21 protein-coding genes are annotated in these 22,436 nt (G+C 69.6%); 13 read left to right on the top strand and 8 right to left on the bottom strand.

Annotation, left to right across the window (positions count from 1 at the left end; translation table 11 throughout):
- Window positions 1-24: 24 nt before the first annotated feature.
- The gene (locus CFN78_RS22590; RefSeq protein WP_094864968.1) at window positions 25-798 is read right to left on the bottom strand and encodes an AAA family ATPase; all 774 of its coding nucleotides are present in this window, start codon (window positions 796-798) and stop codon (window positions 25-27) included.
- 123 nt (window positions 799-921) lie between these two features.
- On the opposite strand from CFN78_RS22590, the gene CFN78_RS22595 reads away from it, so the two are divergent.
- A complete protein-coding gene (locus CFN78_RS22595) occupies window positions 922-1,659 on the top strand; it encodes a M14 family zinc carboxypeptidase (protein ID WP_205660619.1) in 738 nt (245 codons plus the stop codon).
- 54 nt (window positions 1,660-1,713) lie between these two features.
- The gene (locus CFN78_RS22600) at window positions 1,714-2,331 is read left to right on the top strand and encodes a hypothetical protein (RefSeq protein WP_094864878.1); all 618 of its coding nucleotides are present in this window, start codon (window positions 1,714-1,716) and stop codon (window positions 2,329-2,331) included.
- A gap of 214 nt (window positions 2,332-2,545) precedes the next feature.
- On the opposite strand, the gene CFN78_RS22605 is transcribed toward CFN78_RS22600, so the two are convergent.
- From CFN78_RS22605 to CFN78_RS22630, 6 genes are all read right to left on the bottom strand, one after another.
- Window positions 2,546-3,076: a hypothetical protein gene (locus CFN78_RS22605; RefSeq protein ID WP_094864879.1), complete on the bottom strand. Its 531-nt coding sequence runs from the start codon at window positions 3,074-3,076 to the stop codon at window positions 2,546-2,548.
- A 164-nt stretch (window positions 3,077-3,240) separates the two neighbouring features.
- Window positions 3,241-4,152: a non-homologous end-joining DNA ligase gene (ligD, locus tag CFN78_RS22610; RefSeq protein ID WP_094864880.1), complete on the bottom strand. Its 912-nt coding sequence runs from the start codon at window positions 4,150-4,152 to the stop codon at window positions 3,241-3,243.
- Between the two features lie 16 nt (window positions 4,153-4,168).
- Entirely contained in the window at window positions 4,169-4,372 is a 204-nt protein-coding gene (locus CFN78_RS22615; protein ID WP_094864881.1) for a hypothetical protein, read from the bottom strand.
- A 155-nt stretch (window positions 4,373-4,527) separates the two neighbouring features.
- Window positions 4,528-5,499 (bottom strand): non-homologous end joining protein Ku, encoded by a 972-nt coding sequence (gene ku, locus CFN78_RS22620; RefSeq protein ID WP_094864882.1) that lies wholly within the window; start codon window positions 5,497-5,499, stop codon window positions 4,528-4,530.
- A gap of 143 nt (window positions 5,500-5,642) precedes the next feature.
- The gene (locus CFN78_RS29300; protein WP_165777673.1) at window positions 5,643-5,789 is read right to left on the bottom strand and encodes a hypothetical protein; all 147 of its coding nucleotides are present in this window, start codon (window positions 5,787-5,789) and stop codon (window positions 5,643-5,645) included.
- A 51-nt stretch (window positions 5,790-5,840) separates the two neighbouring features.
- Window positions 5,841-6,395 (bottom strand): hypothetical protein, encoded by a 555-nt coding sequence (locus tag CFN78_RS22630; protein WP_094864884.1) that lies wholly within the window; start codon window positions 6,393-6,395, stop codon window positions 5,841-5,843.
- A 251-nt stretch (window positions 6,396-6,646) separates the two neighbouring features.
- On the opposite strand from CFN78_RS22630, the gene CFN78_RS22635 reads away from it, so the two are divergent.
- The 4 genes from CFN78_RS22635 (at window position 6,647) to CFN78_RS22650 (ending at window position 10,363) form a co-directional block, all read left to right on the top strand.
- Window positions 6,647-7,528 carry an SIS domain-containing protein gene (locus tag CFN78_RS22635; protein WP_094864885.1) on the top strand — a complete coding sequence of 294 codons (882 nt, stop codon included), beginning with the start codon at window positions 6,647-6,649 and terminating at the stop codon, window positions 7,526-7,528.
- Window positions 7,529-7,591: 63 nt separating this feature from the next.
- Window positions 7,592-8,596, top strand: a complete 1,005-nt coding sequence (locus CFN78_RS22640) for an ROK family protein (protein ID WP_094864886.1) — start codon at window positions 7,592-7,594, stop codon at window positions 8,594-8,596.
- Window positions 8,593-9,543, top strand: a complete 951-nt coding sequence (locus CFN78_RS22645) for a 1-phosphofructokinase family hexose kinase (RefSeq protein ID WP_094864887.1) — start codon at window positions 8,593-8,595, stop codon at window positions 9,541-9,543. The genes CFN78_RS22640 and CFN78_RS22645 overlap by 4 nt, the downstream gene beginning before the upstream one ends.
- On the top strand, window positions 9,521-10,363 hold the full coding sequence (locus tag CFN78_RS22650) for a class II fructose-bisphosphate aldolase (protein WP_094864888.1): 843 nt from the start codon (window positions 9,521-9,523) through the stop codon (window positions 10,361-10,363). Before CFN78_RS22645 ends, CFN78_RS22650 begins: the two co-directional genes overlap by 23 nt.
- A 21-nt stretch (window positions 10,364-10,384) precedes the next feature.
- On the opposite strand, the gene CFN78_RS22655 is transcribed toward CFN78_RS22650, so the two are convergent.
- Window positions 10,385-11,170: a DeoR/GlpR family DNA-binding transcription regulator gene (locus CFN78_RS22655; protein ID WP_094864889.1), complete on the bottom strand. Its 786-nt coding sequence runs from the start codon at window positions 11,168-11,170 to the stop codon at window positions 10,385-10,387.
- 420 nt (window positions 11,171-11,590) lie between these two features.
- Between CFN78_RS22655 and CFN78_RS22660 the strand changes: the two genes are divergently transcribed.
- The 7 genes from CFN78_RS22660 (at window position 11,591) to CFN78_RS22690 (ending at window position 22,431) form a co-directional block, all read left to right on the top strand.
- The gene (locus tag CFN78_RS22660; RefSeq protein ID WP_094864890.1) at window positions 11,591-13,012 is read left to right on the top strand and encodes an ABC transporter substrate-binding protein; all 1,422 of its coding nucleotides are present in this window, start codon (window positions 11,591-11,593) and stop codon (window positions 13,010-13,012) included.
- The gene (locus CFN78_RS22665) at window positions 13,012-13,974 is read left to right on the top strand and encodes a carbohydrate ABC transporter permease (RefSeq protein ID WP_094864891.1); all 963 of its coding nucleotides are present in this window, start codon (window positions 13,012-13,014) and stop codon (window positions 13,972-13,974) included. The genes CFN78_RS22660 and CFN78_RS22665 overlap by 1 nt, the downstream gene beginning before the upstream one ends.
- Window positions 13,975-14,150: 176 nt before the next feature.
- On the top strand, window positions 14,151-15,086 hold the full coding sequence (locus CFN78_RS22670; RefSeq protein WP_094864892.1) for a carbohydrate ABC transporter permease: 936 nt from the start codon (window positions 14,151-14,153) through the stop codon (window positions 15,084-15,086).
- Between the two features lie 22 nt (window positions 15,087-15,108).
- On the top strand, window positions 15,109-16,236 hold the full coding sequence (locus tag CFN78_RS22675) for an ABC transporter ATP-binding protein (protein ID WP_094864893.1): 1,128 nt from the start codon (window positions 15,109-15,111) through the stop codon (window positions 16,234-16,236).
- Entirely contained in the window at window positions 16,236-18,185 is a 1,950-nt protein-coding gene (locus CFN78_RS22680) for a DUF5107 domain-containing protein (RefSeq protein WP_094864894.1), read from the top strand. The genes CFN78_RS22675 and CFN78_RS22680 overlap by 1 nt, the downstream gene beginning before the upstream one ends.
- The gene (locus tag CFN78_RS22685) at window positions 18,182-18,967 is read left to right on the top strand and encodes a DeoR/GlpR family DNA-binding transcription regulator (RefSeq protein ID WP_094864895.1); all 786 of its coding nucleotides are present in this window, start codon (window positions 18,182-18,184) and stop codon (window positions 18,965-18,967) included. Before CFN78_RS22680 ends, CFN78_RS22685 begins: the two co-directional genes overlap by 4 nt.
- A 401-nt stretch (window positions 18,968-19,368) precedes the next feature.
- Window positions 19,369-22,431, top strand: a complete 3,063-nt coding sequence (locus CFN78_RS22690) for an endo-alpha-N-acetylgalactosaminidase family protein (RefSeq protein ID WP_094864896.1) — start codon at window positions 19,369-19,371, stop codon at window positions 22,429-22,431.
- Window positions 22,432-22,436 lie beyond the last annotated feature (5 nt).

The raw sequence follows: 22,436 nt of genomic DNA on the forward strand, positions 1-22,436 counted from the left end.
CGGGCGGCTTCCTCCGGCACAAGGTCAGGCCTCGTCGAGCAGGTGGCGCAGATACCGTTCCGGCGCGGCGAGGAAATCGCGGGTCAGCCGCACCGGAAGCGCTCCGTCGTAATCGGTGCGCTCGATCGCGCCCTCGTCGCTGATCCCGTAGATGGTGGCGCCGGGCAGCGCGAGCAGGATCGGGGAATGGGTGGCGACCACGATCTGACTGCCCTGCCCGGCGAGTTCGGCCAGGCGCGCCAGCACGGCCATGCACCCGCGTACCGACAGCGCGGCCTCGGGTTCGTCGAGCAGGTAGAGACCGTGCGGACCGAACCGATGGGTCACCAGGTCGATGAAGGACTCGCCATGTGAGCGTTCGTGCGGGGAGACGCCGCCGTAGGAGGGCAGCAGCGGACGGCCGCCCTCCTTGTCGAGGCGCTCGATCTCGGTGGCCACGTTGTAGTACGACTCGGCGCGCAGGAAGAAGCCGGTTCGCGGCTTGCGCTCGGACCAGGTAAGCAGCAACGAGTCGCCCAGCGAGGACTCGCTGGCACGGGTGGCGAAGCGGAAGTTCTGGCTGCCGCCCTCCGCATTGAAACCACAGGCCACCGCGAGTGCCTCGACGAGCGTGGACTTCCCGGTGCCGTTGTCTCCGACCAGGAACGTGACTCCCGCGTCGAGGGCGAGCCCCTCGGACCGGGCGAGGGCACGGACCACCGGCAGGGTGTACGGGTAGCGGCCGGTGGAGGCCTCCGGATTCAGCCGTACCTCTCGCAGGAAACCGCCGCCCTCACCGGCTCGTCGTGCTCGGCGCATGCCGGCCACGGTAACCCGGACGGCGGCGCTCCCGGCCGCCATCGCCGGACCCCGCGCTGACGGTCGTGCCGACCGTCGGGTGGACTGTGGACGTCGCGACGCTCCCGTTCGGTGAGGAAACCCGTGATCGAACGCATCACCGAGCTGGTCGGCCGGGTTCCCGACTTCCCCGCCTTCGCCGGGGTCGACGAACTGCTCGCCCGGATGAAGGAGATCACCGAGGCCCACCCGGATCGTGCGACGGTGCGCAGGATCGGCCGGTCCCGCCTCGGCGAGCCGCTCTGGTCGCTGACCGTCCACGGTGGACCGCGCCAGGTGCTCGTCGTCGGCGCCGTGCACCCGAACGAAGCGATCGGCGGGCTGACCGCGCTACACCTTGCCCGCACCCTCGTCGACGAGGATTCGCTGCGCGAGGACCTGGACCGCACCTGGCACATCATCCCGTGCATCGACCCGGACGGCACCCGGCTGAACGAGCCCTCGTTCGACGGTCCGCTCACGATGGACTCCTATGGCCGCTCGTTCTACCGCCCGGCCGTCGACGAGCAGGTGGAGTGGACGTTTCCCTTCGCCTACAAGGAAGCCTTCTTCGACCGGGTGCTGCCGGAGACGGTCGCGCTGATGCGGATCATCGACGAGACGAAGCCGCTGTTGCTGTGCTCGCTGCACAACGGGGAGTACGGCGGCGTCTTCTACTACCTCAGTCGGGGCAGCGACACACTCAACGCCCGGCTCGCCGAACTTCCCGGCCTGCTGACCGAAGCCGAGGCGGAGGTACCGGCACAGACGATCCCGATCCGGAAGCTGGTGGGCGTGCAGTTCGGTGCGATTTTCGCCACCACGGCGGATCTCACCGGATGACCGGGTCCTGACGGCCCGCTTCGCGGACGGTGGCCTTGCTGGCACAGTGGCCGGATGGAACAGGACGACGGGCGACGCTGGCGGTATTTCGACCGGGACGGGCGGACGGTCGTCGAGGCGGAGGTAGACGCCGGTGCCGATGTCGCCGCGTTCAGAGCGTTCACGGCAGCGCGGGCCGCGAACGTGGCGGCGGCCGTGCTGGGCCTGCTGTTCGCGTTCGGTCTCATCATCGTGCGCAACCAGGCTCAGCCGCCCATGTGGCTGCCGGTCTTCCTGTTCGCGGCGATGGTCGCCTGCGTGCTGGGGGCGTATGTGGGCAGACGCCGGTGGCGCGCGCTGCGTGCGCGGATCGGCTTCCCCCTGCCCACGACGGTGGCGAAACTCGTGAAAGCAGGCGCGCACCGGGGCTATCGCATCTCGGTCGACATCGCCGCCGACGCGAGCAAGGGACCGTGGCTGCGTCGCCGGAAACTCAAGCAGGGCGCGGAAAACCACCACACGCAGATGCTGGGCTCACTGGAGCGCGCCGAGCGGGCGGCCCGGCGGGGCGACGCGACCGGACGAAGCACCCATCTCGAGCGGGCTGCCAAGCACGCCAGGGAACTGGAAGAGGGTGCCCGGATCCTGGCGGGTGTCGCGGGGGACGTGAAACGGCACCCCGGGCGGGGCTGATCGTCGGTCGCGCCGATTCGAGCGGGTGCGTCAGAAAATGTTGACGTCGCCGATGGAAATGATCAGGTTGATGATCGACTGCATGTAGTTCACGGTGTTTCCTCACTGTCGTGCGATTGACTCGTGCCGGTGATTCGGCGCCGGAGCGCGGAACGATTGGTGTTCCGGCCCGGTGTGTCCCGCCGTACGCCGGTCGGCGGCCTGCCCGGGCGAGCTACTCGGGAAGGGTGAACAGCGCGCCCTGATCGACGTCGACGGTCTTTCGGGCGCGCCGGGGTGCGTGCGGTTTCGGCGACGGCGGCGTTGGCCGCTCGTTCGCGGCCGGCTCGGTAGCCGGTGCCGAATCGCACCAGAACTGCAGGGCCTCGACGGTCGCCATCGCCGCCGACCGCTGCTCGGCGTGCTCGTGCGGGATGCCCGCGGCCTCCGCGTGCGCGTCCAGCAGCAACTGGCCGCGGTCCGCCGGAGCCAGCCAGCCGCTGTCCTGCCAGGTCCTGACCCGCCGCTCGGCGCCGGCCACCAGCTCCGCGAGCAGCTCCAGTTCCTCTTCGGTGAACTCGTCGAGTTCCAACTCGCTGTCGCTGGCCCCGGCCGCGTAACTCGCTGCCGCCGTGCTGCCGCCGCTGTACGTCGCCGCCGCGTGGTCCTGCCGCCGGGCGGCCAGCTCCCGTTCGCACCACGCCCCGATCGCGGCGTGGACCCGTACCCGCAGATCGTCGGTCAGGGTGGGCGCGGAGCCGGTCACGATGGGTCTCCCTCGCGGTCGGCGGTGGACTGCTGTGCGGCGTGCCCAGATCGTGTATCGCGAACGGTGCCGATGTCCAGCGACACCGGCGGCGCGCCGCCCATCGGGTAACGGCTCCGGATCGTCGCACGGCCGTACCGCGCGGACGGCTCGGCCGCGCGGCGTCAGCCCGGGAGGGGGCGGTGATTCCGGCGGACGTCGAACAGATCCCCGTCCCGGTCGAGCCGATCCCGGACGTCGTCGCTGGTGAACCGGAGGTCCCCGGCCTCCTCGCAGGCGCGGACCTCCGGCCAGCGCAGCGGGGCCGAGACGGTGGGCAGCGGGCGTGCCCGCAGCGAGTAGGGCGCGACAGTGGTCTTCTTCGGATTGTTCTGGCTCCAGTCCACGAAGACCTTGCCCTTGCGCGCGGCCTTGGCCATCACCGACAGCGCCAGGTCCGGGTACTCGTGTGCCAGGCGCTGCGCGATGTCCTTGGCGTAGGCGGACGTACGGTCCGCCGAACCGACCCGCACCGGAACGTAGAGCTGCATCCCCTTGGAACCACTCGTTTTCGGATATGCGGTCAGCCCGTCGGCCTCGACCAGTTCCCGGATCAGCTCGGCCACCCGGCAGCACTCGACGATGTCCGCGGGCTCGCCCGGATCGAGGTCGAAGACGAGCAGGTCCGGTTCGCGCTTGCCGCCGCGCGGTCCTACCGTCCACTGTGGAATGTGCAGTTCCAGCGCGGCCAGGTTCGCCGCCCACACCAGGGTCGGCAGGTCGTCGATCATCACGTAGTCGGCGTGTGGGGCCCCGGTGGAGCTGCCTGGAGTGGCGATACGGACCGTACGCACCCAGTCGGGGCTGTGCCGGGACACGTTCTTCTCGTAGAACGACTGGCCCGTGACACCGTCCGGGTACCGCCGCAGGGTGACCGGGCGGTCCCGTAGATGCGGCAGGATGGTCTCGGCGACCGCCACGTAGTAGTCGATAACGTCCCGTTTGCCGAAATCCGCTTCCGGGTACAGCACTTTGTCCAGATTGGACAGACGTAGCTGCCTGCCCTCCACCCGGACCAGTGGCGACTCGACGCTCATCGCCCGCCGCCCCGGGTCAGGACGCGCGCCGCAGCGCTTCCAGTGGGGCGAGCGCGCAGACGCAGCCGCCGGTCATCGCCTCGCAGTCGATCACCAGCGTGTGCCGTGGCCGGTCGGTGTCGGTGCACCCGGCCTCGGTGCATTCCGCCAGGCCGTCCGAGTGGGTCACCAGGGTGCCGTGGCAGTGGTCGAGGCCGGTCGCGCAGTTCGTGCAGTCCATGGTTCTGCTCGCCCTCCTGGTGCTCGGGTCGGGTACGGGCGGCCGGGCCAGGGCCCTGGCCGACACCGACCCTGCCTTGGTACCACCGGGGGCCGACAGGACGCGGCACGAGCGCGGCGTGTCGGGCCCGCTGGGCCCGGACGCCGGACGCGCGGCTACTCGTCGTCACTGCCCGCGTCGGCCTTCGCGCGCTTCGGCCGGGCTTTGGTCGCCCCCTTGGCCTCACTCCTGGCCTCGTCCTTCGCCTTCGGCCCGCTCGCCGCCTTGGCCGGCTTTCCCCCGGCCTTGGCGGACTTCCCGGACTTCGAGGTGCTCTTCCCGGTCTCCGCCCCGTCCTCGCCGGACCGGGTCTTCTTCGCCGCGCTGACGCTGGCACGCAGGGCGTCCATCAGGTCGACGGCCTCGGCCTTGCCGTCCTTCACCGGGGCGGGGGCGGTCGTCTCCGAGCCGGCGACCTTGCTGTCGATCAGCGATTCGAGCGCCTGGCGGTAGGTGTCGTGGTACTTCTCCGGCTCGTACACGGTGTCCGAGAGCGAGTCGATCAGCGAGCCCGCCATCGTCAGCTCCTGCGGCCGTACCTGCGGGATCTCCTCCTGGAGGAAGGGGAAGTCGGGGGTGCGCACCTCGTCCGGCCAGAGCACCGTGGTCATCACCAGCACGTCTCCGCGAACCCGCAGCAGTGCCATCGTCTCGCGTTGCCGCAGGGCCACCTTCGCGACGGCCACGTGACTCGACTTGTGCAGGGCGTCGCGCAGTAGTACGTACGGCTTCGCGGCGGACTTCTGCGGCTCCAGGTAGTAGGTGCGGTCGAAGTAGATCGGATCGATCGATTCGAGCGGCACGAACTCCAGCACGTCGATCACGTGCGAACTGGACAGCGGCAGGTCGGCGAAGTCGTCGTTGGTGAGCACCACCATCTCGCCGGACTCGGTCTCGTACCCCTTGGCGACGTCGGCGTAGGCCACTTCCTCACCGTCGATGGAGCAGATCCGCTTGTACTGGATACGTCCGCCGTCCTCGGCGTGCACCTGGCGGAGCGTCACGTTCTTGTTCTCGGTGGCGGCGTAGAGATGGATCGGGATGGTGACCAGCCCGAAGGAGACCGCGCCCTTCCACATCGCCCGCATACCGTTCGACCCCCAGTCGCCGAGGAGGGAATTCACCGTTGCGCTCACCGTACGCGGGAAAGAGCCCCGTGGAAATCACGCGCACACCCCCCTGACCACCACGTTCGTCCACGAGTGCGGTCCGAGCGCGCTGTGCTTCGTCCTCAGCGTCCGTCCCGTGGCAGGCGGTCCCGGTCCCGTTTCGCCCGGGTCGACTCGCCCGCCGGCACACCGGTGATCAGGTTGGCGAGACCGAGCACTCCCCGTGCGGCGCGGTGCAGGGCTCGGCCGGTCGCTCGCAGTATCCGCATGCCGCCAGTGTGCTCCTCGCAGGAGCGATCGGTCATCCCTCGTCCGGCGGATCAGCCCTTCCGGAACGAACAGCCGGAGATCTGCACGTACTCGCCCTTCTTCGCGGTGAACCGGCTCGCCCCTTCGGTGAGGTCGTTGGCGATGATGTCGATGCCGGAGTCGTCGGCCAGCCGCGCCCAGTAGCACATGCCGGCGCCGCCCGGCGTCGGTCCGTCGCTTCGGTAGCTGCCCGCGTCGATGTCCTCGCCGACCCGGTACGTGCCGTCGGAGAACTCGGAACGTGAGCCGTTCGCGGCCGGTGCCCGCGCTGCTTCCGCGGTCGCTCTCGGTTGTGCCGTAACGGTTTCGGTCACCGTCCGCGGCGGTGCGGCCGGCGCGGTGACGGTCTGGTTCGGCAGCGTCACCGTCGAGTTCGGCAGCGTGCGGGTGACGGTCGAGGGGGCGGCGGGCGCCGCCTGCGCGACGGTGGCGGGCGGGTTCGCCCTCCCGGCGGCGACGCCTCCGGCGAACGCCGCGACGGCGGCGCCGGCGACGAGGCCCGCTATCGCGATCCGGCGGAGCAGGGAGTGTTTCCGGGCAGCGTTCATCGCGGACTGGTCCGTCATGTGACCCCCTGGGAGAAGGCGCCGTGGCGCGTGTGCCGGTAACTCGCGTCGATCACCCTCCGTGTTACTGCCGCGAGTCGCGGCTTCACTCGTCCGAGGAGATCGAGAGGTTGAACCACTGCGAACGCACATCCGCCAGGCTCCAGGAGAGTGATTGAAAGTGATTGAAACGATGATTGACCACGCATAAACGTGCATCTAGGCTGTAGTGCAGAAGAGTCCGGCGCTGCGCCTGTACGGATGGGAAGTTCATGTCTCGGTCATTGATGGATGCGGAGATCGCGAGTCAGCCGGAGCACTGGCGCAAGGCAGTCGATCTCGCGGACACCGCCGCGCACCTGTTGCCGCCGCACGGGCGCAGGCTGGCCGTCGTCGGCTGCGGCACCTCGTGGTTCGTCGCGCAGGCGTACGCCTGGTTGCGCGAATCCGCCGGGCTGGGCCACACCGACGCCTTCGCCGCGTCCGAGTTCCCGATCGGCCGCGAGTACGACGAGGTCCTGGCGATCACCCGCTCCGGTACCACCACCGAGGTGCACCGGCTGCTCGCCGCGTTGCCCGAGGGCACGCACACCCGGGTGCTCACCGGCGTGCCGAGCGAGATCGCGGCGGCCGCGGGCACCACGATCGACCTCTCGTTCAGCGACGAGAAGTCCGTCGTGCAGACCAGGTTCGCCACCTCGGCCCTGGTGCTGCTGCGAGCGCACCTCGGCCACGACCTCAGCAGGGCGATCGCCGATGCCGAGACGGTGCTGCGCACCCCCGTCGACCCGGACGTGCGCGCGGCCGGTCAGTTCACCTTCCTCGGCACCGGCTGGACGGTCGGCCTGGCCGCCGAGGCCGCGCTGAAGCTGCGCGAGGCCTCGGTGAGCTGGACCGAGTCGTACCCGGCGCTCGAATACCGGCACGGCCCGATCAGCATCGCCCAGGAAGGGCGCGTCACCTGGATGTTCGGCACCGCCCCCGAGGGGCTCGCCGAGGACGTCGCCCGGACCGGAGCACTGTTCGTGGACAACGACCTCGACCCGCTGGCCGATCTGGTGGGGGCCCAGCTCCTGGCCGGAGCGCTGGCCGCGGACCGCGACCTCGACCCGGACAGCCCGCGTAACCTGACCCGCTCGGTCGTACTCGGTTGACCCGCGTCCGGCGCCCGTACCGGCGCCGGGCACGGGCGGCCACGTAGAGCGGAGAATTCCGGTATGGGCACGAATCTGGTGGCGGCGCTGGACGTCGGGGGCACCTCGATCAAGGCCGCGATGCTCGACGAACGGCTCCGGGTGGTGACCGCGCTGCGGGCGCCGACCGCGCGGGCGGAGCCCGGCGCGGCGGCACGCACCGTGGCCGACCAGATCGCCGGACTGGTGCGGGAACTGGAGGCCGGGGCCGGTGCGCCGGCGCGCGCGACCGGCGTCGCCGTCCCCGGCATCGTCGACGACGACGCCGGCATCGCACGCTTCTCGGCGAACCTGGGCTGGTGGGACGCGCCGATGCGGGACATGCTCGCCGAACGGCTCGGCACCCCGGTCGCGTTCGCGCACGACGTCCGCGCGGGCGGGCTCGCCGAGGCGCGCCTCGGCGCCGCACGTGGTTTCGACGACGTGGCGTTCATCGCCGTCGGCACCGGGATCGCCTGTGGCCTGCTGATCGGCGGCCGGTCGCACCACGGCGGCGGTTACGCGGGCGAGATCGGCCACATGGACATCGGCCACGGGCTGCCGTGTACCTGCGGCGGAACCGGTTGCCTGGAGGCGATCGCGTCCGCGGGGGCGGTCGCCCGCCGGTACGCCGAGCGCACCGGCGCGAAAGCGGACGGGGCACTCGGCGTGGTCACCGCCGCGCAGGCGGGCGACGCGGACGCCGTGGCGGTGCTGACCGAGGCGACCGACGGCATCGGCAGGGCGGTGCTCGCGCTCGGCCGGATCGTCGCGCCGCAGGTCGTGGTGCTCGGTGGCGGACTGTTCGCGGCGGGCGAGTTCGTGCTGGATCCGGTGCGGCGCTGGCTGTCCGCGCATCTCGTTTTCCAGCCCGCGCCGGAACTGCGGATCGCCGAGCTCGGCGACGAGGCTGGTTGTCTCGGCGCGGGTCTGCTCGCCATCGACGCCGCGGCATCGGGATCTCCGGCGTCACCGGGTGCCACGTCGACGGAGACTGTGGACAGCACCGCCAGTACGAACGCCGTCGCACCCCAGGACGTCACGTCATGATCCTCACCGTCACGCCGAATCCGGCCCTCGACGTCACCTACACGCTCGGTCAGCTCGTGCCGAACTCCGTGCTGCGGCCCAGTGCCGTGCACCGCAGGGCGGGCGGCAAGGGGGTCAATGTCGCCCGCGTGCTGCACGCCGTCGGCCAGGACACGGTCGCACTGCTGCCCGTGGGCACCGGCGACGGTGAACTGCTGCGCGCCGAGCTCGTCGATTCGGGCGTACCGCACGAGTTCGTCGGTACCGGAGGTGCCACCCGCCGCACGACCACTCTACTGTCCACAGTGGATGATACGGTGACCCTGCTGAACGAACCGGGTTCGCGACTGTCCGAAATGGAATGGCAGGAGCTCGCCGACGCCGTACACCGGTTGCTGCCCTCGGCCTCGGTGCTGGTCTGTTCCGGCAGTCTGCCACCGGAATCGCGGACCGACGCCTACGCGCAGCTCATCCGGATGGCGACGCGGGCAGGAGTGCCGTCGGTGCTCGACACCTCGGGCGCGGCCCTGCTCGAGGGGGTCGCCGCCGGACCCGCCGTGGTCAAGCCGAACGCCTCGGAACTGCGTGAGTGCACCGGATTGGACGATCCGCTCGCGGCCGCACGCGCGCTGCGTGCCCGTGGCGCGGACGCGGTCCTGGTCTCCCTCGGCCCGGACGGCCTGCTCGCGTGCACCGGTGAGGGGGTGTGGCGGGCGCGACCTTCGCGGCCGCTGCGCGGCAACACCACCGGTGCGGGCGACGCCGCGGTCGCCGGGATCGCGCTGGAACTCGCGGCGCGCTCGTCCTGGCCGCGGGTGCTGCGCCAGGCCGTCGCCCTCTCCTCGGCCGCGGTGCTCGGCCCGCTCGCCGGGGACGTCGATCTCGAATACCACCGGCGGGAACTGCGCGCGGTGGCCGTGGAGGAAGTGGACTTGGAGGACGGTCATGCCGCTGGTGTCAACAGGTGACCTTGTCGGCCCGGCCGCGAAGAACGGCGCGGGCTGCGGTGCCTTCAACGCGATCCAGCTCGAACACGTCACCGCCATCGTCGCCGGGGCGGAGGCGGCCGGTTCGCCGGTCGTCCTGCAACTGAGCCAGAACGCCGTCAGGTACCACGGTGGGCTGGCCCCCATCGGCGGCGCGGCGCTCGCCGCGGCCAGGGCGGCATCGGTTCCGGTCGCCGTGCACCTCGACCACGCCGAGTCCCCCGACCTGGTGCGCGAGGCCGTCGACCTCGGTTTCGGTTCGGTGATGTTCGACGCGTCCACATTGGACTACGCGGACAACGTGCGGGAGACCCGGCGGATGGTGGAGCACTGCCACGCGGCGGGGGTGTGGGTGGAGGCAGAGCTGGGCGAGGTCGGTGGCAAGGACGGGGTACACGCGCCCGGTGCGCGGACCGATCCCGGCGAGGGCCGGGAGTTCGCCGCCGCGACCGGGGTGGACGCGCTCGCCGTGGCGGTCGGCAGCTCGCACGCCATGGTCACCCGCGACGCCGAACTCGACTTCGAACTGATCGCCGCGCTGCGTGCCGAGGTCGGTGTGCCCCTGGTGCTGCACGGTTCGTCCGGGGTCGCCGACGAGCATCTCGGCACGGCCGTCCGCCGGGGCATGACGAAGATCAACATCGCCACCCAGCTCAACAAGGTCTTCACCGCGGGGGTGCGTGAGTTCATGGCGGACCGGCCGGAGGTGGTCGACCCCCGCAAGTACCTGGGTGCCGGCCGGGACCGGGTGGCCGCCGAGGTCACCCGCCTGCTCGGTGTGGTGCTCGCCGTCCGTGCGTAGACCGGCCCGGCGGGTCGCGGCTCAGGCGGTGACGACCTGCACGCCCTCGGCCTCGAACGCGCGCAGGATCTCCGGGTCGGCGGCCGTGTCGGTGACCAGCATGTGCACGTCGGTGGTGGCGCAGATGCGGGCGAAGGCGTGCCCGCCGAGTTTGGAGCTGTCGCCGACCACCACCACGCGGCGGGCCCTGGAGGCCATCAGCCGGTTGATGCTGGCCTCGCCCTCGTGGTGGGCGTAGGCGCCGCGCGCGGGGTCCACCGCGTCGATGCCGAGCAGCACCAGGTCGAGGGTGATCTCCTCGAGGATGCGGGTCGCCAGCGGGCCGGTGAGTTCGAAGGACTGCGGCCGCGCGACACCGCCGGTGACGACGATCTTGATGTTCGGCCGGACGGCCAGTTCGTTGGCGATGTTGAGCGCGTTGGTCACCACGGTCAGCGAGGGCGAGTCGGCGCGCTCGGCGAGGTCCGCGCGGGTGGCGATGGCCCGCCCCACTTCGCTGATCGTGGTGCCGCCGTTGAGGCCCACCACCATTCCGCGTTCGACCAGTTTCGCGGCGGCCGCGCTGATCCGCTGCTTCTCCGGGGCGTTGCGGGCGGCCTTGTGCCGCAGCGGCAGGTCGTAGGCGACGTTGCTGGCCACCGCCCCGCCACGGGTGCGGGTGAGCAACTGCCGTCCGGCGAGGTGGTCGAGGTCGCGGCGGATGGTGGCGGGGGAGACGTCGAGTTCGCCCGCCGTGCGGTCCACGTCGATCTTGTCCCGTTGGCCGATCATGTCCAGGAGCAGGTTCAGTCGCTCGTGCCGATCCACTTGTTCTGCCCTTCCACGCCTCAGTGCCCGCGCCGCGTCGTTCGTCGAAACGTACTACGCACGCTGATTCCGGCCAGGTGAACCGCCGGGAGCGCGCGAAGGCGTGACCACTTCGGACACTCGGGCGGCAACGAACCTTCTTTCGTACGGTAGTTCTTCGCGTGCACACGGTAATGCGGCTTGGGCCTTGCCAGGTGGGCGGCTGGGGTGGACGATAGGTCTAAACCACTTGGCCGTCGCGAGGTGGGTCGCCGCCGTCCGGAAGATTCGGGCGGAGGAAGGTGAGCGTCGGCGGCCGAGCGGAGGTTGTCGCAGTTTTGTTGCACGGTGACTGTTGACACATGCATGAAGTAGTACAAAACTGCGCATTAACGTGCAGAGGGTTGTGCGAAAGTTGACCAATTCGACCAGGTGGTGGCGATGAGAGCAGCGCGTGGCAGGTCCGGCAGGATCGCCGCAGTGACGGTGGGCGTCGTAACGACGTTCACCGCGGCGGCGTGCGGTACCCCGACGGGGCCCGAGGGCGGCACACCCGGCGGGCAGAACGCACTGCCCGGCGTCGAGGAGTACCTGAACGCGCCCTGTCCGGAGGTGGGCACCAAGCCTGCCACGGACAAGGAGTTCTCCTACTGGTCGATGTGGACCGAGGACGAGCCGCAGGGCAAGGTCATGTCCAAGGCGATCAAGTGCTTCACGGAGAAGACCGGCGTCAAGATCAACGTGCAGTGGCAGGGCCGCAAGGGCTACACGCAGAACCTGGTGCCCGCGCTGAACACCGACAACGTCCCCGACCTCTTCGACCAGGACGTCAGCAAGGTCAGCGCCGCCGTTATGCAGCCCGGTGGAACGCAGAGCATGGACGACGTCTTCGACATGAAGGTCGGCGAGGGCGAGAAGACCGTCAAGGACGTGCTCGACCCGACGTCGTACGACTTCCCGCAGAACAAGGACACCTCCGGCGCCAACTTCATGGTTCCCTACGAGCTGCAGAGCAGCGCGTGGTGGTACAACAAGGACAAGATCCCCGACTTCCAGCCGCCGAAGACGATGCCCGAGCTGATCGCGGCCTTCGACAAGGCAAAGGCGGCGGGCGGCGGTCCGGTCGCACAGGACGGCGACATCCCGTTCTACAACATGTACTTCTTCACCCAGATCGCCGAGCGCTTCGTCGGCTCCGGTGGTCTGTACCAGGCCGCGACCGACAAGACCGGCCAGGCGTGGAAGTCCGAGCCCGGTTACCTGAAGGCGGCCGAGGAGACGGCGAAGATCCCGCCGTACTTCATCGAGGGCTGGGACGCGGCCAAGTTCCCGCAGGTGCAACAGCGCTGGGCGGACGGCGAGGCCAGCTTCCTCTACGTCGGCAGCTGGGTGCCCAGTGAGACCCGTGAGTACCTGGGCAAGCAGGGTGGCGGCGCGGCCATCAACTACGGCTCGTTCCAGTTCCCGATGCCCGAAGGCGCCACCAAGGACACCATCGAGCAGATGTCCATCGGCTTCTCGGTGACCAAGAAGGCCAAGCACCCCGAGGCCGCGAAGGCGTTCTCGGCGTACATGCTGAACAAGGACATCCTGATCGGCATGACCTCCGTCGCGGACAACCTGGTCCCGCGCACGGACCTGCCGGTGCCGGACGACCTGAAGGACCTCAAGACCGCCTTCGACGACCCGAAGAAGGAGAAGGTCCTGCAGTACGACGGGCTGGACGGCATCGCGGGTGGCAAGTGGGCCACCGAGGTCTTCGATCCGCTGAACCTCGAACTGCTCAAGGGCAGCATCAACGCGCAGCAGTTCGTCGACGGCCTGTCCGCCAAGTCCGCCGAGTTCTGGAAGTCGCAGGGCTGATGTCGGTACTGACGCCACCGTCCGTGCGGGGGGCTTCGGCTCCCCGCCCGGGCGGGACCCAGGGCGAACACCTCAAGCGCAAGCGCAGGCTGTTCTGGCCCTTCATGATTCCGACGGTCGCGCTGTACGTGATCTTCCTGGTGCTGCCGACCATCGCCACCGTGTACTACAGCCTCACCACCTGGGCGGGTGCCGGTGACGACCCGAACTTCGTCGGCCTCGACCAGTACGCGGCGCTCTGGGGCAACGACTCGTTCCAGTACTCCTTCCGCAACACGCTGATCTACGTCTTCGTCGGCGGCATCGGCACCTTCGTGCTGGCGTTCCTGTTCACGATGGTGCTGCGGGACATGAAGGGCGGCAAGCTCGTCCGGGCGATCCTGTTCTTCCCGAACATCGTCGCCCCGGTCGCGCTCGGCATGTTCCTCGGCTTCGTCTTCAAGTACCAGCCCGGAAAACAGGGGCTGGCGAACTTCTTCCTGGAGAGTCTGGGCGCCACCTCGGCCAAGTTCCTCGACCCGGCCAACGTCACCTGGGTCGTCACGGCCTCGATCATGTGGGCCAGTTCGGGCTTCTACATCACGATCCTGATGGCCGCGGTCGACCGGATCCCGCCGTACCTCTACGAGGACGCCGAGATCGCGGGCGCTTCGCCGTGGCAGAAGTTTCGCAACGTCACGCTTCCGCTCACCTGGGACGTCGTCGGCGTCGCCGGTGTGCTGTGGACGATCAACGCACTGAAGATCTTCGAACTCGTGTTCGTGCTGGCCGGTCCGGGTACCTACTCGCCGCCGAACAGCGCGTGGACGCTCGGCATCTTCGTGTTCGACCGTTCCTTCGGATCCAATGGCACGCCCGACTTCGGTGCGGCTTCCGCCTGTGCCGTCGCGATGATCGTGCTGGTGTCCGTGCTCGTCGTGATGCTGCGCAGGCTGATGCGCCGTGACGCCATCCAGTTCTGATGCCCGGCGATGAAGAGACAGGTCTGATTCCAGGTGAGTGTGGGACAACGTGGCCGGGCAGGCTCCGCGTACGCGGCGGCCGGGCGCCGGATTTTCGGTGACAGGAGAGATGTGACCATGGCAAATCCTGGCGACAGGATCGCGGTCTCGCGTTCTCGGACGGGCGGGTAGGGCCGATGTCCGCTTCCGCACTGACCGCGCCACCAGAGCGCGCCGAGGAACGCCCGCGACGCAAGGCACCGCGCAAACCCAAGCCACCGCCCGGATCGAAGCGGCTCAGCCCGTTGAAGATCATCGGCGGCGTCGTGGTGTGGGCGTTCACCGCGTTCAACGTCTTCGTGCTCTACTGGCTGCTCGCGTCCTCGTTCAAGACTCCGGTGGAGATCTTCACCCAGCCGTTCCAGCTCCCGCGGCAGTGGTTCGTCGCGGGCGAGCCGTTCCGCAACTTCGTCTACGCCTGGAACCAGGCCGGGCTGGGCGGGGCGTTCGTCAACACCGTGCTGCTCGTCGGCGCCTCCGCGATCGTCACCGTGGCGATCTCGGCTCCCGCGGCGTACGCGCTGACCCGGCTCGGGGTGCGCGGCTCGAACGCGATGACCGGCGTGATCGCGATCGGAATGGGTGTGCCGTTCCAGACGGTGATCATTCCGCTGTTCGTCAACATGTCGAAGATCGGCCTCGCCAACAACCTGTTCGGCATGTTCCTGATCTACGTCGCGTTGTCCCTGCCCTTCACGGTGTTCCTGCTGACCGGTTTCTTCCGGTCGCTGCCGGACGAGATGGAGGAGGCCGCGGCGATCGACGGGGCCTCTCCGTCCCGCACCTTCTTCTCGATCATGCTGCCGCTGGCGAAGGGCGGACTGATCACCTCGCTGCTGATCAACATGATCAGTCTGTGGAACGAGACGCTGCTGGCGATCGTGTTCCTGCAGGAGAACGCGAACTTCACGCTCTCCCGGGCGTTGTTCACCTTCTACGGTGCGGCCAGTTACCAGTCCGAGTACGGCGGCCTGATCGCCGGCGTGGCGATCGTCGTGCTGCCGATGCTGGTGCTCTACATCCTGCTGGCCCGTCGCATCATCACCGGTTTGACCCTCGGCGCCGGAAAGTAACGCGGAAACAAGGAGACAAGACATGGCAGGCGTTTCGTTCCGCGGAGCGACCCGGTACTACGCGGGCGTCGAGCGGCCCGCGGTGGACGGACTCGACCTCGAGGTCGCCGACGGCGAGTTCCTCGTCCTGGTCGGGCCCTCCGGCTGCGGGAAGTCCACCACGCTGCGGATGCTGGCCGGGCTCGAAGGTGTCGACGACGGGCAGATCCACATCGGCGACCGCGACGTCACCGACATGGCGCCGAAGAACCGGGACATCGCGATGGTGTTCCAGAACTACGCGCTCTACCCGCACATGACCGTCGCGGAGAACATCGGCTTCCACCTCAAGATCAAGAAGGTGCCGAAGGCGGAGCGGGAGAAGGCCGTCGCCGACGCGGCGAAGGTGCTCGACCTCGAGCAGTACCTCGACCGCAAGCCGGCGAAGCTCTCCGGCGGGCAGCGGCAGCGGGTGGCCATGGGCCGGGCGATCGTACGCAGGCCGCAGGTGTTCTGCATGGACGAGCCACTGTCCAATCTGGACGCGAAGCTGCGCGTGCAGACCCGTACCCAGATCGCCTCGCTGCAGCGCAAGCTGGGGGTCACCACGATCTACGTGACGCACGACCAGGTCGAGGCGATGACCATGGGCGACCGCGTCGCGGTGCTCAAGGACGGGATCCTCCAGCAGTGCGACACCCCGGTGGGCCTGTTCGCCAGGCCGGTCAACCTCTTCGTGGCGGGCTTCATCGGCTCACCGGCGATGAACCTGATCAAGACGACCGTCAGCGGGGAGGGCGCCGAGGTCGGTGGCACCTACCTGCCGCTGACGCCGGAGCAGCGTTCCGCGCTGACCAGTGACCGGGTCGTCGTCGGGGTCCGCCCCGAGGGCTGGACGGTCGGCTCGCCCGGCGAGGGCATCAACGTGCTGGTGGAGGTCGTCGAGGAACTGGGCAGCGACCAGTACCTTTACTGCTCGGTGCAGGACGCGGACGAGCAGATCGTCTCCGCCGCACCGGAGTCGGCCGAACAGCGGGAGGCGCCGCACGCGGTCACCGTGCGCACCGAGGGCATGGCGGCCTGGCAGCGCGGGGAGAAGCTCGGCCTGACACCGCGTCCCGGCGCGGTGCACCTGTTCGACGAGGCGACCGGCGACCGGTTGCCCGGCTGATGGTTACCCGTCTGCACGTCGAGAAGCTCACGCTGCCCGTCGCGCCGCTCGGTGCGGAGAACCCGCTGCCGCCGCTGACGGCGCTGCGGGCGGCCCAGCAGGTGGCGAACGCCGACGAGCTGCCCGCCGAGATGCGGACCGGGGTGCGGTACGGGCAACTCGACAGCGTGCTCCCGTGCATGCTGCAGGACGGGTACGGCCGGGACCGCGCGGAGGAGTCCGTACCGGCGCTGGTGCTGGAAAACGAACACCTGCGCGCCACCGTGCTTCCCTCGCTGGGCGGCAGGCTGTTCTCCTTGTGGGACAAGGATTCGCAGCGCGAGCTGCTGTTCCGCAACCCGGTGCTGCAGCCGGCGAACCTTGCCCTGCGCGGAGCCTGGTTCGCCGGTGGCGTCGAGTGGAACCTGGGCAGCACCGGGCACACCACCCAGACCTGCGCGCCGATGCACGCCGGCCTCGTCGAGGGGCCGGACGGCGCGCCGGTACTGCGGCTGTGGGAATGGGAACGCACCCGCAACCTGCCGTACCAGCTCGACTTCTGGCTGCCGGAGGACTCGACGCTGCTGCACGTCGGCGTCCGCGTGCGCAACCCGCACGAGGAGGACGTGCCGCTGTACTGGTGGTCGAACATCGCCGTGGAGCAGACCGATGCCACCCGGGTGCTCGCTCCCGCCGGCCAGGCCTGGCACTACGGCTACAGCGGCAGGCTGGACCTGGTTCCCGTTCCGGGTGCGGGATCCGACCTCACCTACCCGATGCGGCACGAGCACGCGGCGGACTTCTTCTTCGACGTTCCGGAGGGCACCACGCCGTGGATCGCGGCGCTCGACGGTGACGGCCGTGGACTCGTGCAGGCGTCCACCGCTCGGCTGCGCGGCCGGAAATTGTTCGTCTGGGGCGAGTCCGAGGGCGGACGTCGCTGGCAGGACTGGCTGGCGCCCGGCGCGCGCACCGGTTACCTGGAGATCCAGGCGGGACTGGCGCGGACCCAGCTCGAACACCTCCGGCTCCCGGCGGGCGGTTCGCTGGACTGGGTCGAGGCGTACGGGCCGCTCTCGGCCACCCAGAACGTCCACAGTGGAGACTGGACGGCCGCGACGTCCGAAGTGGACACCGAGCTGCGCGGTCTCCTCCCGTCGGATGGGCTGGACGGGGCACTGACCCGGTGGCGCGGGATCGCCGACGACGAACCGCGCGAGATCCTGCACGCCGGCTCCGGCTGGGGTGCGCTGGAGGCGGAGCGGCTGCGCCGCGACGGGGCGGCCCCGGTACTGGCGGGCACCCCGTTCGCCCTGGACGGCCTCGACCAGCAACAGCGTCCCTGGCTCGCACTGCTCGACGGCGCGGACGCCGCGCTCGACGCCGACCCGATCCAGCCGCCGCCCGGCACGCTCGTCGCGCCGTGGTGGCGGGACGCACTGGAGGCCGCGGAACCCAACTGGGCCGTCTGGTACCACCGGGGTGTGGCCCGCTGGTACGGCGGTGACCGGCACGGTGCGGTCGCGGCATGGAAGGCCTCGGCGTGGAAGGCGGCCAACCCGTGGGCCTTCCGCAACCTGGCGGTGTTCGCCTCGATGGAGGGCCAGCCGGAGGAGGCGGCCGCACTGCTGGCCGACGCCGTCCGGCTCGCCCCCGAGGTACGCCAGCTCGCCGTCGAGGCGGTGACGGCGACACTCGCCGCCGGAGCGCCCGCCGAGGCACTGGCGCTGCTGGACGGCCTGCCCGCCGAGTTCCGTACGGGCGGCCGGTTCCGGCTGCTGACCGCGCGGGCGTTGCTCGCCTCCGGCGAGGCGGCCGCCGCGCTGGCCGTCTACGAGGAGGGCTTCGAGGTGCCGGACGTCCGGGAGGGCGAGACCTCCCTGTCCGACACCTGGGCGGAGATCCAGGCGGCGCTGGGCGGTTCCGCACCGCTGCCCGCCCGGTACGACTTCCGGATGGCGGAGCAATGAGCAGGCACGACCGCCTCAGCGGAATGCTGCAGGTGGTCGGCGAACGGGGGAAGGTCGCCGTCGAGGAACTGTCCGACGAACTCGGCGTCTCCACCGCCACCGTGCGCCGCGACCTCGACCACCTCGCCGAACAGCAACTGCTCACCCGCACCCGTGGCGGTGCGGTCGCCAACCAGATCTCCTACGACCTGCCGCTGCGCTACAAGAGCGCGCGCAACGCCCCGGAGAAGTCGCGGATCAGCCGGGCCGTGGCGATGCTCGCCGAGCAGGGATCGGTGATCGGGCTCAACGGCGGCACCACCACCACCGAGATCGCCAGGGCGCTGGCCACCCGCACCGACCTGGAACACCGGCCGGGCGGGCCCGCGCTCACCGTGGTCACCAACGCGCTGAACATCGCCAACGAACTCGCGGTGCGCCAGCACATCAAGCTCGTGGTCACCGGCGGCGTCGCCCGGCCGAGGTCGTTCGAGTTGACCGGCCCGCTGGCCACCGCGGTGCTCGGGGACATCTCGATGGACCTGCTGGTGCTCGGTGTCGACGCGATCGACCCGGCCGGTGGCGCTTTCGCGCACAACGAGGGCGAAGCGAACATCAACCGGCTGATGGTCGAGCGGTCCGGTCGTGTGGTGGTCGCCGCGGACAGTTCGAAGCTGGGCAGGCGAGCGTTCGCCCGGATCTGCTCGATCGGCACGATCGACGTGGTGGCCACCGATGCCGAGGCCCCGGCCGCCCTGCGCTCCGCCTTCGAGTCGGCGGGCGTCGAAGTCCTCGCCGTATAGGCAACCCCTCGCTCCACCGGCCCATCCCACCGGCCACTCCACCTCGCCCTGCCTGCTTTCCGCACGGGCCCCGCGCAGCCCTGCCTGCCCCCTGCTCTCGGTACGCACCCGCCCCGCCAGCCCCTGGACCGTCGACGTACCGCGGCGTCCCACCCGTCCCAGCAGCGTCTCAGATCGCAATACGTCGACATATTGCGCGCCCGGCGTGGACCGCCGCTGACCGTCTGTGCCGTTCGTGGGCCCCTGGGCCGCAATATGTCGACGTATTGCGGTGGGCCGGCGCCGGGGGTGGCTGCTCGAAACAGGGCCGAACTGCTCGAATCTGCGTGAAAATGTTGACTTCTGACAATAATGCGCATAGAAAAATCACAAAAGAACGCACGGTTGCAGAAGGGTCAGTCATGCCCAACCGGTCCCCACGTTCAGGTCCCGCCCGGACCGCCACCGCCCTCACCGCCGCTACGCTTCTGGCCGGCGCGCTGGCGCTGGTGCCGTCGACGGCGGTAGCCGCGCCGCCCGGGCTGACCATCGCCTCCGCCGAACTGGAGGTCGCCGTCGGTGCGGACTTCCCGTACGTCAGCCGCTACACCGATCGGGCCAGCGGGGCGAGCATGGACGGCCGGATCGCCGAACTCGGCGAGATCACCCTCAACGGTGTCGCCCACCCGGTGACCGGCAGTGGCCAGATCGGCCCGGACGGGGTCGCCCGCTACCGGCTCGACGTGACCGATCTGCCCGGCGTCAGCATCGCCGCCTCACTGCGTGTCGAGGGCCGGGCGACGACGTTCGGCATCGACGAGGTCACCGACACCGAGGCGTTCCGCGTCGGCACCATCGACATCCCCGGTCACGACCTCGTGTCGGTGGGCAGCGGGCAGGACGGCGCCGCGACGGCGTTCACCACGCTGGACCCCGACAAGACGCGCACCGCCGACGTGATCGGCCCGGTCACCCCCGACACCGCGGCCGACCCGGCGCCCGTCGGGGCGAGCTACGGCATCGTCAGCACGGCAGGCCTCGCCGCGGCGGTGGAGACGAACTCCGTCTACGACAAGCCGGAGGGCGCCACCAACGGCGACGACGCCCGGCTGTGGCACCGGGCCCGTAAGGAGTCCGACGGTTCCACCCGCGTCGGCCTGTGGAGTGGACAGTGGACACACCGCGCCGAGGGGGCTTCGGAGACCGAGGAACTGCCGTGGGCGAAGGTGGTCGTCACCCCGGAGGCCAACGGAGACGGCGTGGTTGACTGGCAGGACGGTGCGATCGCCTTCCGCGACATCGCGATCAACGCGCAGGGTTCCGACGAGGTCGCCGACCGCGTGATCACGCACATCCCGTTCAACTTCGCCAGCCAGGCCACGCACCCGTTCCTGCGCACCCTCGACGACGTCAAGCGCATCGCGCTGTCGACCGACGGACTCGGCCAGATGGCCGTACTGAAGGGTTACGGTAGTGAGGGACACGATTCCGCGCACCCCGACTACGGCGGCAACTACAACGAGCGGGCGGGCGGACTGTCCGACCTGAACACCCTGCTGGCCGAGGGCGAGCAGTGGAACGCCGACTTCGGTGTGCACGTCAACGCCACTGAGTCGTACCCGGAAGCCAAGGCGTTCAACGAGAATCTGGTCGACTTCGAGGTCGACGGCTGGAACTGGCTGGACCAGTCGTGGGAGATCGACCAGCGCCGGGACAACATCTCGGGTGACCTGGCGGAACGGTTCCGGCAGTTGCGCGAGGAGACGCACCCGAACCTGGACTTTCTCTACATCGACGTGTACCGCAACCACGGCTACGTCGCCGACCACATGCTCGGTGAACTGCGCGAGCAGGGATGGCAGGTCGGCACCGAATGGTCGGACAAGCTGGAACGCGCCAACCTGTGGTCGCACTGGGCGAACGACGTCGACTACGGCGGCGAGACGAACAAGGGCCTGAACTCGCAGATCGTCCGTTTCATCCGCAACGACCAGCGGGACACCTGGAACGACCACCCGATCCTGGGCAGCAGCCGGATCGAGGAGTTCGAGGGCTGGACCGGCGAGACCGACTGGAACGTCTTCTACGACAACATCTGGGCGAACAACCTCCCGGCGAAGTTCTTGCAACAGCACAAGATCCAGCGCTGGGGCGAGCACGAGATCACCTTCGCCGGCGGGGTGCGCGGTACCGACGCCGACGGGCGGCGGGAACTGTTCGCCGGGGACGCCAAGGTGCTCGACGGCGACAGGTACCTGCTGCCGTGGAACGACGGCAAGCTCTACCACTACAACCCGGCGGGTGGTGCGAGTGAGTGGACCGTGCCCGCCGAGTTCGCCGGAGCCGCGAACCTGACGGCATACCGTCTCACCGACAACGGAAAGCAGAAGGTCGGTGACCTACCGGTGCGCGAGGGCAAGATCGTCGTGGACGCCGAGCCCGGCGTGCCGTACGTGCTCTACGCCGAAGGTGCCTCGCCGCGTCAGGAGAACGAACCGCAGTGGGGTAGGGGAACGTCCATTGTGGATCCCGGCTTCAACGCGGGTGGTCTGTCGGCCTGGCAGCCCGAGGGGGACGCGAGTATCGAACGCACCGACCGCGGCCAGCAGGTGGCGAAGTTCGGCGCGGGGCCGGCGTCGATCGAGCAGCGACTGGGCGAACTGAAGGCCGGTACGTACAGCGCGTCGGCGTGGGTCGAGGTGGAGCAGGGGAAGCAGCGGCGCACCGAACTTTCCGTGCGGGACGGCAAGAACCCGGCCGCGCTGAACCACGTCTACACGTCCACGGCGAAGAACTGGGTAGCCGCGGACGACAAGCACAGCACGAACTTCCAGCGTGTCCGGGTGTTGTTCGACGTGACCGCCGACGGTGCCCGGCCCACCCTGCGAATCTCCGCCGGGGACGGTGACGCCGCCGTTCGCCTGGACGACGTTCGCGTCGTGCCGACGAAACGTCCCGCGACACAGGGGATCGTCTTCGAGGACTTCGAGAACGTCGACCAGGGCTGGGGGCCGTTCGTGAAGGGGGACGCCGGGGAGGTCACCGATCCGCGCACGCACCTCGCGGAGGCGAACGGCGAGTACACCCAGCGCGGCTTCCGTGGAAAGCTCGTCGACGACACCCTTGCCGGCGACTGGTCACTGAAGTCGCACGAGGAGAACAACGGCCTCGTGTACCGCACGGTCCCGCAGACCGTCCGCTTCGAACCCGGCCACAGGTATCGCGTCGAGTTCGATCACCAGAACGGGATCGCCGGGCAGTACGCCTGGATCACCGGGAACGACAAGGGAACCGCGTCCACCGAACTGCGTGCGACACCGCTTCCCGAACAGCGCGGCACCGCCCGCTTCACCGAGGAGTTCACCGCGGCCGCGGACGGTGAGTCGTGGGTGGGGCTGCGCAAGCTCGACGCGGGCGAGATCCCGCTGCAGTCCGATCTGATCATGGACAACTTCACCGTCGTCGACCTCGGGCCGGCGTCGTAGTCACC

Origin of the sequence: Amycolatopsis antarctica, from assembly GCF_002262875.1 — a bacterium.
Lineage (GTDB): Bacteria > Actinomycetota > Actinomycetes > Mycobacteriales > Pseudonocardiaceae > Amycolatopsis > Amycolatopsis antarctica.

Coding starts and splice junctions, on each gene's coding strand:
- CFN78_RS22590 (WP_094864968.1), bottom strand. CDS start 798: ATGCGCCGAGCACGACGAGCCGGTGAGGGCGGCGGTTTCCTGCGAGAG.
- CFN78_RS22600 (WP_094864878.1), top strand. CDS start 1,714: ATGGAACAGGACGACGGGCGACGCTGGCGGTATTTCGACCGGGACGGG.
- ligD (WP_094864880.1), bottom strand. CDS start 4,152: ATGAGCGTCGAGTCGCCACTGGTCCGGGTGGAGGGCAGGCAGCTACGT.
- CFN78_RS22615 (WP_094864881.1), bottom strand. CDS start 4,372: ATGGACTGCACGAACTGCGCGACCGGCCTCGACCACTGCCACGGCACC.
- ku (WP_094864882.1), bottom strand. CDS start 5,499: ATGCGGGCGATGTGGAAGGGCGCGGTCTCCTTCGGGCTGGTCACCATC.
- CFN78_RS29300 (WP_165777673.1), bottom strand. CDS start 5,789: ATGCGGATACTGCGAGCGACCGGCCGAGCCCTGCACCGCGCCGCACGG.
- CFN78_RS22630 (WP_094864884.1), bottom strand. CDS start 6,395: ATGACGGACCAGTCCGCGATGAACGCTGCCCGGAAACACTCCCTGCTC.
- CFN78_RS22635 (WP_094864885.1), top strand. CDS start 6,647: ATGTCTCGGTCATTGATGGATGCGGAGATCGCGAGTCAGCCGGAGCAC.
- CFN78_RS22640 (WP_094864886.1), top strand. CDS start 7,592: ATGGGCACGAATCTGGTGGCGGCGCTGGACGTCGGGGGCACCTCGATC.
- CFN78_RS22645 (WP_094864887.1), top strand. CDS start 8,593: ATGATCCTCACCGTCACGCCGAATCCGGCCCTCGACGTCACCTACACG.
- CFN78_RS22650 (WP_094864888.1), top strand. CDS start 9,521: ATGCCGCTGGTGTCAACAGGTGACCTTGTCGGCCCGGCCGCGAAGAAC.
- CFN78_RS22660 (WP_094864890.1), top strand. CDS start 11,591: ATGAGAGCAGCGCGTGGCAGGTCCGGCAGGATCGCCGCAGTGACGGTG.
- CFN78_RS22665 (WP_094864891.1), top strand. CDS start 13,012: ATGTCGGTACTGACGCCACCGTCCGTGCGGGGGGCTTCGGCTCCCCGC.
- CFN78_RS22670 (WP_094864892.1), top strand. CDS start 14,151: ATGTCCGCTTCCGCACTGACCGCGCCACCAGAGCGCGCCGAGGAACGC.
- CFN78_RS22675 (WP_094864893.1), top strand. CDS start 15,109: ATGGCAGGCGTTTCGTTCCGCGGAGCGACCCGGTACTACGCGGGCGTC.
- CFN78_RS22680 (WP_094864894.1), top strand. CDS start 16,236: ATGGTTACCCGTCTGCACGTCGAGAAGCTCACGCTGCCCGTCGCGCCG.
- CFN78_RS22685 (WP_094864895.1), top strand. CDS start 18,182: ATGAGCAGGCACGACCGCCTCAGCGGAATGCTGCAGGTGGTCGGCGAA.
- CFN78_RS22690 (WP_094864896.1), top strand. CDS start 19,369: ATGCCCAACCGGTCCCCACGTTCAGGTCCCGCCCGGACCGCCACCGCC.